Below are 15,784 nucleotides of genomic sequence, written 5' to 3'. Positions count from 1 at the left end.
TCCGTAATCCCTGCTTACCGGCGGGCGAGCGCTCTGCTAAAATGCGCCGCCTTATCCGTATGCAGGCTTCAACGTGGCATTTACTCCGGTTGACTGGGCGATCCTTGCGATCGTCGCCATCTCCGCATTGATCAGCCTCAAGCGCGGCTTCGTCAAGGAAGCGCTGTCCTTGCTGACCTGGATCATCGCCGGTGCGGTTGCCTGGATGTTTGGCGGGTCGCTTTCGCAGTACCTGGTCAACTACATCGAAACACCCTCGGCCCGCGTGATTGCCGGCTGCACTATTCTTTTCGTCGCCACCTTGCTGGTCGGCGCCATGGTCAACTTTCTGATCGGGGAACTGATTCGCGTCACCGGCCTTTCCGGGACCGATCGTTTTCTGGGTATGGTCTTCGGCGCGGCGCGCGGAGGCCTGCTGGTCGTCATCGCGGCCGGGCTGTTGAGCCTGGGCCCGGTACAACAGGATCAATGGTGGCAGCAGTCGAAGCTGCTCCCACAATTTGTCACGGTCGCTGACTGGTCGAAAAACCTGATTCTCGGGATGTCCAGCAAGTGGCTAGCCAGCGGAGTCAGCGTACCTGTTGATATCCCGTTCAAGGATCACCTCCTGCCGCCTACAACGCCGCAGGAAGTGCTCGGTAAATCCAGTTCCACTAAGTAGGGGTTGTGTCGCATGTGTGGCATCGTCGGTATCGTCGGCAAGTCGAACGTCAATCAGGCGCTGTATGACGCGCTTACCGTCCTCCAGCACCGCGGCCAGGACGCTGCCGGTATCGTGACCAGCCATGACGGCCGGTTGTTCCTGCGCAAGGACAACGGTCTGGTTCGTGATGTGTTCCACCAACGCCATATGCAGCGTCTGGTTGGCCACATGGGCATTGGTCACGTACGTTATCCAACCGCGGGCAGCTCGACTTCGGCCGAAGCCCAGCCGTTCTACGTCAACTCGCCGTACGGCATCACGCTGGCGCACAACGGCAACCTGACCAACGTCGAGCAACTGGCCAAGGAGATCTTTGAATCTGACCTGCGCCACGTCAACACCAACTCCGATTCGGAAGTGTTGCTCAACGTCTTCGCCCACGAGCTGGCCGTGCGCGGCAAGCTGCAGCCGACCGAAGAAGACATCTTCGCGGCCGTGACTGATGTGCATAACCGCTGCCGTGGTGGCTATGCTGTGGTGGCGATGATCACCGGTTATGGCATCGTCGGTTTCCGTGACCCGGATGCCATCCGCCCGATCGTGTTCGGTCAGCGTCATACCGACGAAGGCGTCGAGTACATGATCGCGTCCGAAAGCGTCGCGCTCGACGTGCTGGGCTTCACGTTGATCCGTGACCTGGCGCCGGGCGAAGCTGTTTACATCACTGAAGACGGCAAGCTGCACACCCGCCAGTGCGCGAAGAACCCGCAATACGCGCCTTGCATCTTCGAACACGTGTATCTGGCGCGCCCGGACTCGATCATCGACGGCATCTCGGTCTACAAAGCGCGCCTGCGCATGGGCGAGAAGCTGGCCGACAAGATCCTGCGCGAGCGTCCTGATCACGACATCGACGTGGTCATCCCGATTCCGGACACCAGCCGCACGGCCGCCCTCGAACTGGCCAACCATCTGGGCGTGAAGTTCCGCGAAGGCTTCGTCAAGAACCGTTACATCGGCCGGACGTTCATCATGCCGGGCCAGGCCGCACGCAAGAAGTCCGTGCGCCAGAAGCTCAACGCCATCGAACTTGAGTTCCGTGGCAAGAACGTGATGCTGGTGGACGACTCCATCGTGCGCGGCACCACCTGCAAGCAGATCATCCAGATGGCCCGCGAAGCCGGCGCCAAGAACGTGTATTTCTGCTCCGCGGCCCCCGCTGTACGCTTCCCCAACGTCTACGGCATCGACATGCCGAGTGCTCACGAGCTGATCGCTCACAACCGTTCGACTCAGGACGTGGCCGACCTCATCGGTGCCGACTGGTTGATCTATCAGGACCTCAGTGACCTGATCGAAGCGGTGAGTGGCAGCAAGAAGATCAAGATCGACAACTTCGATTGCTCGGTCTTCGACGGCAAGTACGTGACCGGTGATATCGACGAGCATTACCTGAACAAGATCGAGCAGGCGCGTAACGACGCTTCCAAGGTCAAGACTCAGGCGGTGAGCGCGATCATCGATCTGTACAACAATTAATTCAGACAAGGAGTAGGCGGCATGACTCAGCAATGGGATGCCGGTCGACTGGACAGCGATCTGGAGGGCGTGGGGTTCGACACCCTCGCCGTTCGCGCTGGTCAGCACCGTACGCCGGAGAGCGAACACAGCGATCCATTGTTCTTCACCTCGAGCTACGTGTTCCGCACGGCAGCCGATGCGGCCGCCACGTTTGCCGGTGACATGCCGGGCAACGTCTATTCGCGCTACACCAACCCGACGGTGCACTCCTTCGAAGAGCGCATCGCCGCGCTGGAAGGCGGCGAGCAGGCGGTTGCGACCTCCACGGGGATGTCGGCGATCCTGGCGACCGTGATGAGCCTGTGCAGTGCGGGCGATCACGTGCTGGTGTCCAAGAGCGTCTTCGGTTCGACCATCAGCCTGTTCGAGAAATACTTCAAGCGTTTTGGCGTGCAGGTCGATTACGTGCCGCTGGCCGAACTGTCCGGTTGGGACGCGGCGATCAAGGCGAACACCAAGTTGCTGTTCGTCGAGTCGCCGTCCAACCCGCTGGCCGAACTGGTCGACATCGCGGCACTGGCCGAGATCGCTCACGGCAAGGGCGCGATGCTGGTCGTCGACAACTGCTTCTGCACCCCGGCGCTGCAGCAACCGTTGCGCATGGGCGCGGACGTGGTCGTGCACTCCGCGACCAAGTTCATCGACGGTCAAGGTCGCGCCATGGGCGGTGTGGTCGTCGGTCGCAGCGAGCAGATGAAAGAAGTCGTTGGCTTCCTGCGCACTGCCGGACCGAGCCTGAGTCCGTTCAACGCCTGGTTGTTCCTCAAGGGCCTCGAAACCCTGAACATCCGTATGCGTGCGCACTGCCAGAGCGCGCTCGAGCTGGCGCAGTGGCTGGAGCAACAGGACGGCATCGAAAAAGTGCATTACGCCGGTCTCGAAAGCCACCCGCAGCACGACCTCGCCAAGCGTCAGCAGAAGGCATTCGGTGCCGTCGTCAGTTTTGAAGTCAAGGGTGGCAAAGACGGCGCCTGGCGCTTCATCGATGCGACGCGCCTTATTTCGATCACGGCAAACCTGGGCGACACCAAAACCACTATCACCCATCCAAGCACCACCTCCCACGGCCGTCTGTCGCCGCAGGAGCGTGAAGCTGCCGGCATTCGCGACAGCCTGATCCGGGTTGCCGTGGGCCTGGAAGACGTTGCCGACCTCAAGGCCGACCTGGCGCGTGGTCTGGCTGCCCTGTGAATGAGTTAGTGGTTGAGGCGGCCGGGGTTCACAACGGCCGCGTCGCACTGGTGACGGGTGCTGCGCGCGGGATTGGCCTGGGCATCGCTGCCTGGCTGATCACTGAAGGCTGGCAGGTCGTGCTGGCTGACGTGGACCGTCAGCGTGGTGAGGCCGTCGCCGGTGTGCTTGGTGACAATGCTTCGTTCATCGCCATGGACGTTTCCAGCGAGGAGCAGGTGGCCAAAGGTGTTGCCGAGGTGCTCGGCATGTTTGGCCGTCTGGACGCGCTGGTGTGCAACGCTGCGGTGGCCGATCCCCGCAACAGGGTGCTCGAAAGCCTTGATCTGGCGCACTGGAATCGCGTGCTGGCCGTCAATCTCAGCGGCCCCATGCTGTTGGCGAAACATTGTGCGCCGTATCTGCGCGCCCACGGTGGCAGCATCGTCAATCTGAGTTCGACGCGCGCCCGACAGTCTGAGCCCGACACCGAAGCCTACGCGGCGAGCAAAGGTGGCCTTCTGGCGCTGACGCACGCGTTGGCCATGAGTCTGGGGCCGCAGGTTCGGGTCAATGCGGTTAGTCCTGGCTGGATCGATGCCCGTGATCCTTCTCAACGCCGTGCCGAACCGTTGTCCGACGCCGATCATGCTCAACATCCGGCGGGCAGGGTGGGGACGGTCGAGGACGTTGCGGCGACGGTCGCCTGGCTGCTGTCGAAGAACTCAGGATTCGTTACCGGGCAGGAGTTCGTGGTCGACGGCGGCATGAGCAAGAAAATGATCTACGTGGAATGAAGCAGCGCCAAGCTTCAAGCTTCAAGTGAAAAGCGGACCTCATGGTTCGCTTTTTTCTTTTAACTTGCCGCGAGAAGCTTGCAGCTGAAAACTGTTTTTTAAAAAAAACTTCAAGCAGGCTATTGACTTAGGTTCGGTACCTGCGTAAATTTCGCGGCCTCAGCGAAGCAAAGGGTGATTAGCTCAGCCGGGAGAGCGTCTGCCTTACAAGCAGAATGTCGGCGGTTCGATCCCGTCATCACCCACCATCGTTGAGCGCTGAGTAGCTGACGCTACGAAGTTTGGAAGACACGCTGAAGGTTACTGAGATTCAGCAGGACGCAAGTCCACCACTGCGCAGCGGTAGTTCAGTCGGTTAGAATACCGGCCTGTCACGCCGGGGGTCGCGGGTTCGAGTCCCGTCCGCTGCGCCATATTTTCCAGATCGGATATTGAGTCCGGTTTGAGATTGAACGCCAAGGCAATCAATCAGTGTTATACGAAGCAGGCTTCTAAAAAGCCGGTTTCAACAGAGTTAAACAGATGCAAGTCTGTGCGACACGCAGCGGTAGTTCAGTCGGTTAGAATACCGGCCTGTCACGCCGGGGGTCGCGGGTTCGAGTCCCGTCCGCTGCGCCATACATAGCTTCAAGGCCCTTGAACTCCTTGAAGCGACAAAGAAAGCGACCTTGGGTCGCTTTTTTTGTGCCTGCGAAAAGTGGGCGGCCGTCTCGCCACGACTTCTGCGTTTATCATGCACTCCCTTTAGGGATATCGAGTTTCGAACCATGCGGATTCTTGTTACGGGAGCCACTGGATTCATCGGCACCCGGCTGTGTGAGTGGCTGGTCGGTGACGGGCACTCCGTGATCGGTGTGTCCCGGTCCGGAGAAGGAAGCGTACCGGGCGTCGACTACCGTGCCGCTGACTTTACTGATCCGAACGCGGTCGGGGGCTGCCTCGGTTCGGTCGATTGCATCGTGCACCTCGCGGGCAGGGCGCATGTGCTGAACAAGCAGGGTGACACTGCAGATCTCTACCGGGCAGTGAACTGTGATGCGACGCTGGAATTGGCGCGCATGGCGATGGCGGCGGGCGTCGGACGCTTCGTTTTCATCAGTTCGATCGGGGTCAACGGCAACGAATCCGGCGGCCAGCGTTTCACCGAGACCTCTGTGCCTCGGCCGGTCGCACATTACGCCCGCTCCAAACTGGACGCCGAACAAGGGTTGCAAGCGCTCGTCCGGTCAGAGGTCATGGAGCTGGTGATTATTCGCCCGCCCCTGGTCTACGGCGCGCAAGCCCCCGGTAACTTCAGAACCTTGCTGAAGGTGGTGGATAAAGGCATTCCCAGCCCGTTTGGCTCGGTACGCAATGCCAGAAGCATCGTGTCCATCGATAACCTGGCCCGCCTGATCGCGTTGGCTTCACAGCACCCCAAGGCCGCTGGGCAACTGTTCCTCGCCAGCGATGGCACTGACGTGTCTACCCCGCAGATACTTGACGCGCTTGCCCAGGGGATGCAGAAACGACAGTGGTCGATCCCGGTTCCCCCCATGCTGCTGGGAGGATTGCTCAAACTGATGGGTAAGGGCGATTTGTATACCCAGCTGTGCGGATCACTGACCGTTGATTGTTCCAAGGCCAGAGAATTGCTGGGCTATCAACCCGACCCCGATACGCTGCGATCGCTGATGGAGGTGGGGCGGGAATACCGCCTGGATTCGGGGAAAGCGGTGTAGCGTCGATCAAGCCCTTGTCGCGGGCGTTAACTCGATACTGCAGAGTGCACGGATAAATGACATCATTGCCGGCTTGTTAAGCCGCGCTGACTTCGAACCTGGAGAGCTGGACCCATGGGCATGAACCAAACCATCACTGTGATCCCGCCGGGTGTTCCGTTGACGGGGCACGTTGCGCCACCTGGCTCCAAGTCGATCACCAACCGTGCTTTGTTGCTGGCGGCGCTGGCCAAAGGCACCAGCCACCTGCGCGGCGCACTTAAAAGCGACGACACACGACACATGTCCAATGCCTTGCGGCAGATGGGCGTCACCATCGAAGAACCGGATGACACCAGTTTCGTGGTAACCAGCAGTGGCCGTTTGCAGGTGCCTGAAGGACCGCTGTTTCTGGGGAATGCCGGCACGGCCGTGCGCTTTCTCACCGCTGCGGTGTGTACCGTCAACGGCAGCGTGACGCTGGATGGCGACCATTACATGCAGAAGCGTCCTATTGGTCCGCTGCTGGAGTCTTTGCGCAAGGGCGGTCTGAACGCCGAGAGCGCCACGGGTTGTCCGCCCGTGGTCATCCATGGCAGCGGTTCGATCAAGGCCACGCGCTTTGAAATTGATGGCGGTCTGTCGAGTCAGTACGTCTCGGCATTGCTGATGGTTGCCGCCTGTGGTGATGCGCCGATTGAAGTGGCGCTGACCGGTAAAGAGATCGGCGCTCGCGGGTACATCGACCTGACCATTGCCTGCATGCGCGCGTTCGGTGCCGAGGTGGAGGTCGTTGACGAAGCGCTTTGGCGTGTTTCGCCCACCGGTTACACCGCGTGCGATTATCAGATCGAGCCCGATGCTTCAGCCGCGACCTACCTGTGGGCGGCTGAAGCGCTGACTGCGGGGAAGATCGATCTGGGGGTCGCTGCCGAAGCGTTCACCCAGCCCGATGCCAAGGCAATGGACGTGATCGCCCAGTTCCCGAACATGCCGGCGGTCATCAACGGCTCGCAGATGCAGGATGCGATCCCTACGTTGGCAGTGTTGGCAGCGTTCAATAAAACGCCGGTGCGGTTCGTGGATCTGGCCAACCTGCGCGTGAAGGAGTGCGACCGGGTTCAGGCCCTGCACGACGGTCTGAATCAGGTGCGTCCTGGCCTTGCGACGGTGGAGGGCGATGATTTGCTGGTCGCGGCGGATCCCGGGTTGGCCGGGACCAGCAGCAACGCGTTGATCAACACGCACTCAGACCACCGCATCGCCATGTGTTTTGCCCTCGCGGGGCTAAAAGTCTCGGGCGTGCGTATTCAGGACCCTGACTGCGTGGGCAAGACCTACCCGGGTTACTGGCGTGCCCTTGAATTCCTCGGCGTGCGCATGGAGCACGGCGAGATCTGAAGGCTGTTACCCATGGCGCGCATGAGAACCACGACCGTCAGTCGATTCCTGTGTCCGCTGGGCGTTTTCTCGGCCGCGCTGTTGGGGGAGCCAAACGGCCGTGAAAACCCCCACGCAGCCCGTCGCAGGCTCTGCCAAGCGCTTCTGCGCGTCAGGATGTATCCACCTGGTTGCAAACTCTGCGTTGATCCGATGCAAGGCTTGTTGCAGACTTACCGGCGATTTCTCCGGTCCACTGTTCTGTCGACCTTTTTCCCCGGGATGTTTGATGTCTAAATTACTGAGCTTTCGTACCGCATGCTGGGTTCTTGCCCTGCTGGCCGCCGCAGGCTGCTCGTCAAAGAAGCCTACTGTCTATGAGCATGAAAACTTCGACGACGCCGGGACATTCTCGCGCAACTACCCCGTCTCCGATTCCGCCACCTGCGAGGCAGGACGCCGGGCGCTGCTGAGCCAGGGTTACATCATCACCAGCAGTGATCCGAAAATGATCAGCGGCCACAAGAGCTTCCAGCAGACCGGCGAGACACACATGGAGATCAGCTTCAGCGTAGTCTGTGCGGCTGATGGCAATGCTGACGGCAAAGCCACCATGTTTGCCAACGCCCTTCAGGATCGTTACGCGCTGAAAAAGGTGAATAACTCGGCGAGTCTGGGTGTCGGTGTGCTGGGTTCGGTGTCGATGCCGATCGGGTCTACGGACGATTCGATGGTCAAGGTGGCCAGTGAAACGGTGTCTTCGTCCAAGTTCTACGATCGTTTCTTCGCGTTGGTGGAAAACTTCCTGCCGCCTGAAGTGAAGAAAGCTGCGCACATCGAAGATAAACCCAAGGCTGATATGGGCATGCCGGAACCTGCGCCCGCAGCAAAAGCGGCGGCGTTGACCGAGCAGAAGCCAGCGACAGCAGCGCCTGCGGCTGCTCCCGCCGCCGCACCTGCACCGCTTGCCACCCCGGCCACAGCGCCTGCGGCGGCTGCCGAGCAAAGCAGCGAACCCATGCCAGCCCCCGCAGAGCCTGAACCGCTGAAGGCTGAAACCGCTGCCCCTGTTGAAACGCCTGCACCGACACCGGCGCAGGAGCCGGCTCCCGCTGGCGAGCCAGCACCTGAGGCAGTGACGCCGGCGCAGTGAGGTCCAATCACACGTTTGGTTCTCTAAACGCTCTCTGTGGGAAAGGTCGAAGGTTGCGAGATCAGGGTAGGCGGTGTAACAGTCTCCGGTGTTATGACTGACCCACCGCATTCGCCACTGTCGTAACCTCCAGCAGCTCCCACAGGTTTGCGGCAGCCATACATTTGAGGCAACCCCAGGTTTGCGCCAGCCGCACATTTGAGGCAACCACAGGTTCTGCGGCAGTCACAAGTCTTGCGACAACCAAGGGCTCTGGGCCTGTACGGTCCCTGTGGGAGACGTCGGAGGTTACGACGGCAGCGAATACGGTATGTCAGTCATGGATGTGTTCACTGACCCACCGCATTCGCCACTGTCGTAACCTCCAGCAGCTCCCACAGATTTTGCACCAGCCACATTTTGAGACACCCCAGGTTTGCGCCAGCCACACATTTGAGGCAACCACAGGTTCTGCGGCAGTCACAAGTCTTGCGACAACCAAGGGCTCTGGGCCTATACGGTCCCTGTGGGAGACGTCGGAGGTTACGACGGCATCGAATGCGGTATATCAGTCATGGATGTGTTCACTGACTCACCGCACTCGCGGGCAAGCGCGCTCCTACAAAAGAAGTAGATCCCTGTCAGCCGAGAAACAACTTGTACGCCGGGTTGTTCGTCTCATCCCAGTACGGATAACCAATCTCCGCCAGTGCCTTGGGCACCAGATGCCGTTCATCCTCCGGCACCACCAGACCCGCGACGACGCGCCCGTCCGCTGCGCCGTGGTTGCGGTAGTGGAACATCGAGATGTTCCATTTGCCGCCCAGCTTGTTGAGGAAGTTGAACAGCGCGCCCGGCCGCTCGGGGAATTCGAAGCGGAACACCACTTCATCGCTGACCCGCTCCGAATGCCCACCGACCATGTGCCGCAGGTGCAGCTTGGCCAGTTCGTTGTCGGTCAGGTCCAACACCGGGAAGCCTTGCGCGGTCAGGCTGGCGATCAACGCCTTGCGCGGATCGTTCTCAGGATGCGTCTGCACGCCGACGAAGATGTGCGCCTCGCGGTCGGTGTGGTAGCGGTAGTTGAATTCGGTGATCTGGCGCTTGCCGATGGCCTCGCAGAACGCCTTGAAACTGCCCGGCTGCTCGGGAATGGTCACGGCAATGATCGCTTCGCGGCCTTCGCCCAGCTCGGCGCGCTCGGCGACGTGGCGCAGGCGGTCGAAATTGACGTTGGCGCCTGAATCAATGGCGACGAAGGTCTGGCCGCTGACGCCATACTGCTCGGTGTAGCGCTTGATCCCGGCCACGCCCAGCGCGCCCGCTGGCTCGGTGATCGAGCGGGTGTCGTCGTAGATGTCCTTGATCGCCGCGCAGATCTCGTCGGTGCTGACCGTGATCACCTCATCAACGTAATCCTTGCAGATGTCGAAGGTGTACTGGCCGATCTGCGCCACGGCCACGCCGTCGGCAAACAGCCCGACCTGCTGCAGCACGACCCGCTCGCCATAGGCCATGGCCTGTTGCAGGCAGTTGGAGTCGTCGGGTTCGACGCCGATCACCTTGATCTCCGGACGCAGGTATTTCACGTACGCCGCGATGCCGGCGATCAGCCCGCCGCCGCCCACCGGCACGAAGATCGCGTCCAGTTGGCCCGGGTGCTGACGCAGGATTTCCATGGCCACCGTGCCTTGCCCGGCGATGGTGTCTGGATCGTCGTAAGGGTGGATGTAGACGTAGCCTTTTTCCTCGACCAGCTTCAGCGAATACGCCAGCGCCTCCGGGAACGAGTCGCCGTGCAGCACCACCTTGCCGCCGCGCGAGCGCACGCCTTCGACCTTGATCTCCGGGGTGGTCTTGGGCATCACGATGGTGGCCGACACCCCCAGGGTCTTCGCCGCCAGCGCCAGGCCTTGCGCATGGTTGCCCGCCGACGCCGTGACCACGCCCCGCGCCAGTTCTTCCGGGCTCAACTGGGCCAGCTTGTTGTAGGCGCCACGAATCTTGAAGGAGAACACCGGCTGCAGGTCTTCGCGCTTGAGCAACACCTGGTTGCCCAGCCGCTCGGACAGCTGACGAGCGCCGTGCAGCGGGGTTTCCACGGCCACGTCGTAGACGCGCGAGGTGAGGATTTTTTTGACGTAGTGATTGAGCAGGTCGCCTTGGGCCAGCGTTTTCTCGAGCATCTGGTTCATCGTGTCGGCCTCGTCGAAGGGGTGGCGATGATCAGGCGTGACAAGAAGACGGCGAGGGAAGGGCGGATGATGATCATGTCTGACTCCTGATTCGAGATTTGGGCCCGGGAGACAGAGAGAAAAAACCCGCCTCTAGGGCGGGTTCGGTGCAAACGTCGGCTAACCCGCCATGACTGGAATGGCGGTAATAATTATCTGGCCGAAGAAATGCTGGGTAACGTTCATGACCCGAAGACTATGGCGAACAGGACAGGTACGTCAAGAGCTGGCACCTGTAGGAGCGCGGCTTGTCCCGCGATCTGCCGGGAACCGGCAGCAAAAGGATGAAGTGCTATCTGCCTGATACACCGTATTTCACCGTTGACGACTGCTGCGCAGCCGATCGCGGGACACGCCACGCGCCTACAGATGCGTGACCCATGGGCGTAGGAATTTCCTGACCACTTGCACGATTTTTGGTCTTGAGCTAAACATTTCAACAACTGGCCATGGACCGCGCCCTAGAGCCTTGACACGGATGCGCCGGTAAATGCTTCCGCGTTCACCTCGTCTATTGTTCAAGAAGCGTTCATTTATCCTTCATGACGGCACTTTAGGGTGAAGGTCGTGGTCAGTGAAACCAGTCGCTGAAACGACAGAAAAAGACTACTGAGACGAAAGAGAACAGCCACGAGGGCATGAGTGATGGATGATTATCAGGAAGAACTGCTGGAATATCAGGCTTACGAACTTGATCCGCTTGAACCCGCCGACGACGCTACGGAGCTTTAAGCATCGCTCAGGCTGAATGACGTTGGCTGCGGCGGAACTCTCCCGGGGTCTGACCGTTCCAGCGTTTGAAGGCGCGTTGAAAGGCTTCGGCCGACGCAAAACCCAGCAAGTAGGCGATCTCGCCAAAGGCCAGTTCCGTGTCACGGATATAGGTCATCGCAAGATCTCGCCGAGTGTCATTGAGAATCGCGCGAAAGCGCGTGCCTTCTTCCGCCAGTTTGCGGCGCAGGGTCCAGGTGGGCAGCTTCAGTCGTGCTGCCACTTCCTCCAGATCCGGTTCCCGCCCACCATTCAACAACGGTCCCAGCAACTGAGTGATGCGTTCACGCAGGCTGCGGGTGCGCGTGAGTTGTTCCAGTTCCCGCTCACACAGCTGCAGCAACTGCCGCCACGTGCCAGGAACATGATCCGGGTTGCGCAGCCCGAGCACGCGCTGGCTCAGACGCAATTGGTTGACGCCCGCCTCGAAACTCACGGGTTCTTCACTCAGCGCGCCATATTCACTGGCGTAGGCAGGGGCGTCGAATTCAATCTCGATTTTTTCGGCAAGGACCTCTGTGCCCGCCAGTGTAGAGAGCTGATGCAGCCAGCCCGCGAGAATCGAATCCACGACAAAACGGTTGTAGTCGTTGTAAGGGCTGATGGAATAGAAGCGCAGCCATGCGCCTTCGCTGTCCTCGTGAAAGCTCGACTGCCCGCGATAATTGGAACCGTACAACGGCTCGAAACGGATCAGTGTGCGCGCCGCCTCTCTTACCGTGGGCGCCTGAGCCGCCGTCACACCGGCCAGTCCAGCCTGACTCAACCGGCTCGAACGCCCCATGCGCAGCCCCAGGGCCGGCGTGCCGGTCAGTTGAATCGCCGCATGGCCCAGGCGCATGTAGCGCGGAATCGAGAGTCTTGCGCCGACTTCCGCCAACCGCGCCGGGTCCAGACCGAATTGATCGAGCAGTGGTTGCGGGTCGTGGCCCAAGTCACGGATGGCACCGGCCAGGCCATGAACGAAGCCGACCGACAGATCACCGAGGCGGACCCGGGGCGCGTTCACCAGTCACAACCACAGGTTGATCAGGCGCGCCCCATGCCCGGGCTTGGCGCCCTTGGGCGCGGCGCTGACGGATTGTTCGGCGATGCTCTGGCCGCCCCGGCTGGCAAAACTGTGACCAGCACTGCCTTGATCCCAGAACTGACCGCGCATGAAGACGCTGATGCCGGCTTTGACGCGCGTCATCGGAGCAAGGGTCAGGCGTTGCCAGGCGTCGCCTTCGCTCAAGGGCTGTGTTCCGAGTTGCAGATGCGCCGCGAGCGCTTCGTGTTTATCGTCCCGCCAAGGCTGCGACCAACTGCCAGTGCCTGCGACGAAGGCCGGGACGGCGATCAACTCGGCTCCGCTCTCGTCCAGGCGGTTGTGGTTATCCGGATACCAGCTGTCACTGCCGATCAGTGTGGCGAGGCGGCCGGCTGGCGTTTCGACGACGTTCAGCGGCGCTTTTTTACCGGCGCGGATGTAGCCGCGCTGATACCGGTTGGGGAAGAGTTGCCGTTGCGGCTGACCCATCGGCACGCCGTCACGTCCGAATACCACGCTGCTGTTGTACAGCGCGCCGGTGCCGACCAGTAGCTGCCCGTCCTGCACTTTCGGGTTGGGTAACACGATGGAGCCGGCCACCAGCGTCACGCCGAACTCTTTGGCCAGCCCTCCAAAGACCGTCTGATAATCGCGCGCCATGCTGCGCGACTTCATGCGCAAGTGCACGTCATCCAGCCAGCTTTCACCACGGGTGTGAAACAGGGCGTCGAGGAACAGCAACGGGTTGCTGAATGACAGCCAGTTCATGGCCTCTTCGATGGTCGTCGCCTCGTAGAACTGCGATTTTTCGTCCACCGCCAGCAGCCACGTGCCGATGTGTTCGGGCAGTACGACGACGGTTTTGTCGTTGAGCAGACCTCGCTCCCGAGCCTGCTCCAGATAGGCCGCGAGCTTGCGGTGCAGGCGCTTGAGGCTCGAATAATCCGACGGGAACAATTCAGGTTGAATGCCCAGCAGGTTGCCGTGCCCGCCGGGTTGGCCATCGTTGATCACCAGCTGAATGCGCAGGTCTGTGAGGTAGTGGCCGGCATGTCGCTTGCTCGTCCACAGCGCATAACTGACGAGAAGGATCGCCAATACCACTGTGATGAACGTGCCAAGAACTTTTCGCATGGGGGACGGATGATTGCCCTGATGAAGATAGCGGATGCGGAATCGAGAGGCGGGCAGGATACGACAAAACAGCGGTTTAACGATAATTCGGCGGCATTGCATGGGGCAGCGCGGGTTTAGAGGCCAGGGGCGCGATTTTCGACTCGCTGAATGAGCGACGTTTCTCAAAACGACAAAAAAATAGGATCCAAAGGGAATTTATTGTTCCGCAGGCTATCTAGCCTCACGTTCAGCGGCGGTTTGCAGCCGCGAGCGACACGCTTACAGCGCCGGTCAGACGGCGAAGCCTATTCGGACGGCGCGGCTTCATTCACCACGACAGGGACGTAAAACACTCATGCCAACGACCTCAACGACCTCAACCACTGAGCCGGCCACCGGCGAGCTGGTCGCCCGTTTTCAGTACGGCACAGGCTTTCTGATTTTTCTTCTGGTGTTCGGCGTGGTCATGCTCGGCATGGCCGGTTTCGTGCTGTACCTGAGCACCTTGCTCCCCGTCAGCGGTTCGGGGCCAGTCACGCTCACGACCCAACGCGGCAGCGCGCTTGAGTTTTCCAGCGCCACCCTGCTGATTTACTGCACCAGCGCTTTCCTGGCGGTCCTCGGCCTGGGAGCATTCGGTGTCCATGCGTGGCACAAGAAATCGCGTCAGAGCCGCTACGAGCTGTATGAGCGCGGCATCGCCCACATCACCCACGGCAAGAAAACCTATCTGGCGTTCACCGAGATCGAAGACCTCTACCTGTTCGGTTCGGGGCAGACGGGATTCACGGGGCTGGTGACCAATCTGGCGATTCGTCGCAACGCAAGCGAACCTTTCCATCGCGTGATCGAAGCGCTCAAAGGCTTCCAGGATTTCCAGCAATTGTTCCGCGAACTCTATCTCAATGCCCGGCAGCCAGAGGTGCTGCATACGCTCCAGACCGGCGGCAGCGTGACGTTCAATTACATCGACTCCGCGCAGGTATGGCGCAAACGCATGGGCGGCGATTTCCTGAACGTGAAGACGCTGCCGATCCGAGTGTCCCGCGACGTCCTGCACCTCCAGGACAGCCAAGTGCCAGTGGCTACGCTGCGCACCGTTGACCTGAGCGCCTGGAGCGAAAAGGTCGTGATCAAGGATGAGTCAGGGAAGGTCGTGCTGTCGACCGTCGCCACCGGCATCCTGAGCCATGACCTGTTCCTCAGCACGGTGAGACTGTTGATGGAAGAGACGGCTTCGGATCTTCAGCAGACTGCGCCGGTATTGCTCTGAATCCGGTATTGAGTTGAGCGACGGAACGGGTGGATAGCACCGACCTTTCAGTCGCTCGCAGGTCGCCAGTGCATCGGCAACCTTTCGAAGCGTGACCCCGCCTCATTCATCACCCGCTCGTGTGCGGCACTCGGCTGCCACGGGTTTATTCACTGCCTGGAGATTTACCGACATGAACGTCTCGTTCCGCCCTCACTGGTTGCTCGCCATCGCGCTTCCGCTCGCACTGGCCGCTTGCGGCAGCAGCGAGCCTGACCAGCGCGCCGCATTCAAGCAATTTCTGCAGACTCGCATCGTCGACAAACCGGGGGTTCATGTGCCCAAACTGACGGCCGATGAATCGAAGTCGTTTGGCGAGTATGTAACCCACTACGCGGTGATCACTGATTTCAACAGCGACATGGACGCCAGCGTCAAACCGTTGGGCACTCTTGTCCAGAAAAGCGCCGTGCGCTCGTTGGGCGATGTGGTTTCGCGCCGTGACGACCTCAAGGCGGTGCAAAGCGGTTTGAACGACATGGCCACGCAACTGAAGGCGCAACAGGCCAAGGCCGACAGTGCCCATGCCCAGCTCAAACAGCCTGAAGACCTGAAAGCGGTTTACGACAGCGCGTATGACCGGACCGTGACTGTCCCCGCCACTGCATTCCTGAGCGTAGTGCCTCAGATCAACAGCACTCTGGACAGCAGTTTGAAGGTGGCCGATTACGTCGATGCCCATAAGGCGCAGATTGAAATCAATGGCGCGGTGGTCAAGGTTCAGGACGCCAAAGTGCAGGCGGAACTGAACGCGCTGTTGCAGGACCTGAACGCACAAGCCCAGAGCGTTCAAAAAGCCCAGGCGCGAATGCAAACGGTCATGCTGGGTCGTTGATCCCCTCGCTGTTGAATGTTTACGCTGGCCTTGCCCCAAGGCCAGCCTCTGCCTCTCTATTCGGATAATCCAAGTCATTGCGC

The 15,784-nt window shown here is 60.4% G+C and carries 12 protein-coding genes and 3 tRNA genes; 12 read left to right on the top strand and 3 right to left on the bottom strand.

The genetic code is table 11. The features are described 5' to 3' along the window. The first annotated feature begins 73 nt into the window (after window positions 1-73). From ABDX87_RS05605 to ABDX87_RS05560, 10 genes are all read left to right on the top strand, one after another. Window positions 74-661 carry a CvpA family protein gene (locus ABDX87_RS05605; protein ID WP_346831982.1) on the top strand — a complete coding sequence of 196 codons (588 nt, stop codon included), beginning with the start codon at window positions 74-76 and terminating at the stop codon, window positions 659-661. A 12-nt stretch (window positions 662-673) separates the two neighbouring features. Further along, window positions 674-2,182 carry an amidophosphoribosyltransferase gene (gene purF, locus ABDX87_RS05600; RefSeq protein WP_346831981.1) on the top strand — a complete coding sequence of 503 codons (1,509 nt, stop codon included), beginning with the start codon at window positions 674-676 and terminating at the stop codon, window positions 2,180-2,182. 21 nt (window positions 2,183-2,203) lie between these two features. Further along, window positions 2,204-3,415, top strand: a complete 1,212-nt coding sequence (locus ABDX87_RS05595; RefSeq protein ID WP_346831980.1) for an O-succinylhomoserine sulfhydrylase — start codon at window positions 2,204-2,206, stop codon at window positions 3,413-3,415. Further along, window positions 3,412-4,191, top strand: a complete 780-nt coding sequence (locus ABDX87_RS05590; RefSeq protein ID WP_346831979.1) for an SDR family oxidoreductase — start codon at window positions 3,412-3,414, stop codon at window positions 4,189-4,191. The genes ABDX87_RS05595 and ABDX87_RS05590 overlap by 4 nt, the downstream gene beginning before the upstream one ends. A gap of 172 nt (window positions 4,192-4,363) precedes the next feature. Further along, window positions 4,364-4,439: transfer RNA gene (locus tag ABDX87_RS05585), tRNA-Val, on the top strand. 88 nt (window positions 4,440-4,527) lie between these two features. Continuing rightward, window positions 4,528-4,604: transfer RNA gene (locus ABDX87_RS05580), tRNA-Asp, on the top strand. A 128-nt stretch (window positions 4,605-4,732) separates the two neighbouring features. Continuing rightward, window positions 4,733-4,809: transfer RNA gene (locus tag ABDX87_RS05575), tRNA-Asp, on the top strand. Between the two features lie 149 nt (window positions 4,810-4,958). Then, window positions 4,959-5,912, top strand: a complete 954-nt coding sequence (locus ABDX87_RS05570) for an NAD-dependent epimerase/dehydratase family protein (RefSeq protein WP_346831978.1) — start codon at window positions 4,959-4,961, stop codon at window positions 5,910-5,912. A 114-nt stretch (window positions 5,913-6,026) separates the two neighbouring features. Next, window positions 6,027-7,292 (top strand): 3-phosphoshikimate 1-carboxyvinyltransferase, encoded by a 1,266-nt coding sequence (locus tag ABDX87_RS05565; RefSeq protein ID WP_346831977.1) that lies wholly within the window; start codon window positions 6,027-6,029, stop codon window positions 7,290-7,292. 268 nt (window positions 7,293-7,560) lie between these two features. Beyond that, entirely contained in the window at window positions 7,561-8,424 is an 864-nt protein-coding gene (locus tag ABDX87_RS05560; RefSeq protein ID WP_346831976.1) for a DUF2242 domain-containing protein, read from the top strand. A gap of 620 nt (window positions 8,425-9,044) precedes the next feature. Here the strand turns inward: ABDX87_RS05560 and ilvA are convergent. The 3 genes from ilvA to ABDX87_RS05545 form a co-directional block, all read right to left on the bottom strand. Then, a complete protein-coding gene (gene ilvA, locus ABDX87_RS05555; protein WP_431061311.1) occupies window positions 9,045-10,559 on the bottom strand; it encodes a threonine ammonia-lyase, biosynthetic in 1,515 nt (504 codons plus the stop codon). An 817-nt stretch (window positions 10,560-11,376) separates the two neighbouring features. After that, the gene (locus tag ABDX87_RS05550; RefSeq protein WP_346831975.1) at window positions 11,377-12,417 is read right to left on the bottom strand and encodes an AraC family transcriptional regulator; all 1,041 of its coding nucleotides are present in this window, start codon (window positions 12,415-12,417) and stop codon (window positions 11,377-11,379) included. Between the two features lie 3 nt (window positions 12,418-12,420). Next, the gene (locus tag ABDX87_RS05545) at window positions 12,421-13,572 is read right to left on the bottom strand and encodes a nitrilase-related carbon-nitrogen hydrolase (RefSeq protein WP_346831974.1); all 1,152 of its coding nucleotides are present in this window, start codon (window positions 13,570-13,572) and stop codon (window positions 12,421-12,423) included. A gap of 337 nt (window positions 13,573-13,909) precedes the next feature. Here ABDX87_RS05545 and ABDX87_RS05540 point away from each other — a divergent pair, with 337 nt between their 5' ends. Together ABDX87_RS05540 and ABDX87_RS05535 are read left to right on the top strand one after the other, a co-directional pair. After that, window positions 13,910-14,827, top strand: a complete 918-nt coding sequence (locus ABDX87_RS05540; RefSeq protein WP_346831973.1) for a hypothetical protein — start codon at window positions 13,910-13,912, stop codon at window positions 14,825-14,827. 172 nt (window positions 14,828-14,999) lie between these two features. Further along, window positions 15,000-15,701 carry a DUF3053 domain-containing protein gene (locus tag ABDX87_RS05535; RefSeq protein ID WP_346831972.1) on the top strand — a complete coding sequence of 234 codons (702 nt, stop codon included), beginning with the start codon at window positions 15,000-15,002 and terminating at the stop codon, window positions 15,699-15,701. Window positions 15,702-15,784 lie beyond the last annotated feature (83 nt).

The organism is Pseudomonas abietaniphila, assembly GCF_039697315.1.
In the GTDB taxonomy this organism is placed as follows: domain Bacteria; phylum Pseudomonadota; class Gammaproteobacteria; order Pseudomonadales; family Pseudomonadaceae; genus Aquipseudomonas; species Aquipseudomonas abietaniphila_B.
This window is presented reverse-complemented; position numbering and strand designations above follow the sequence as displayed.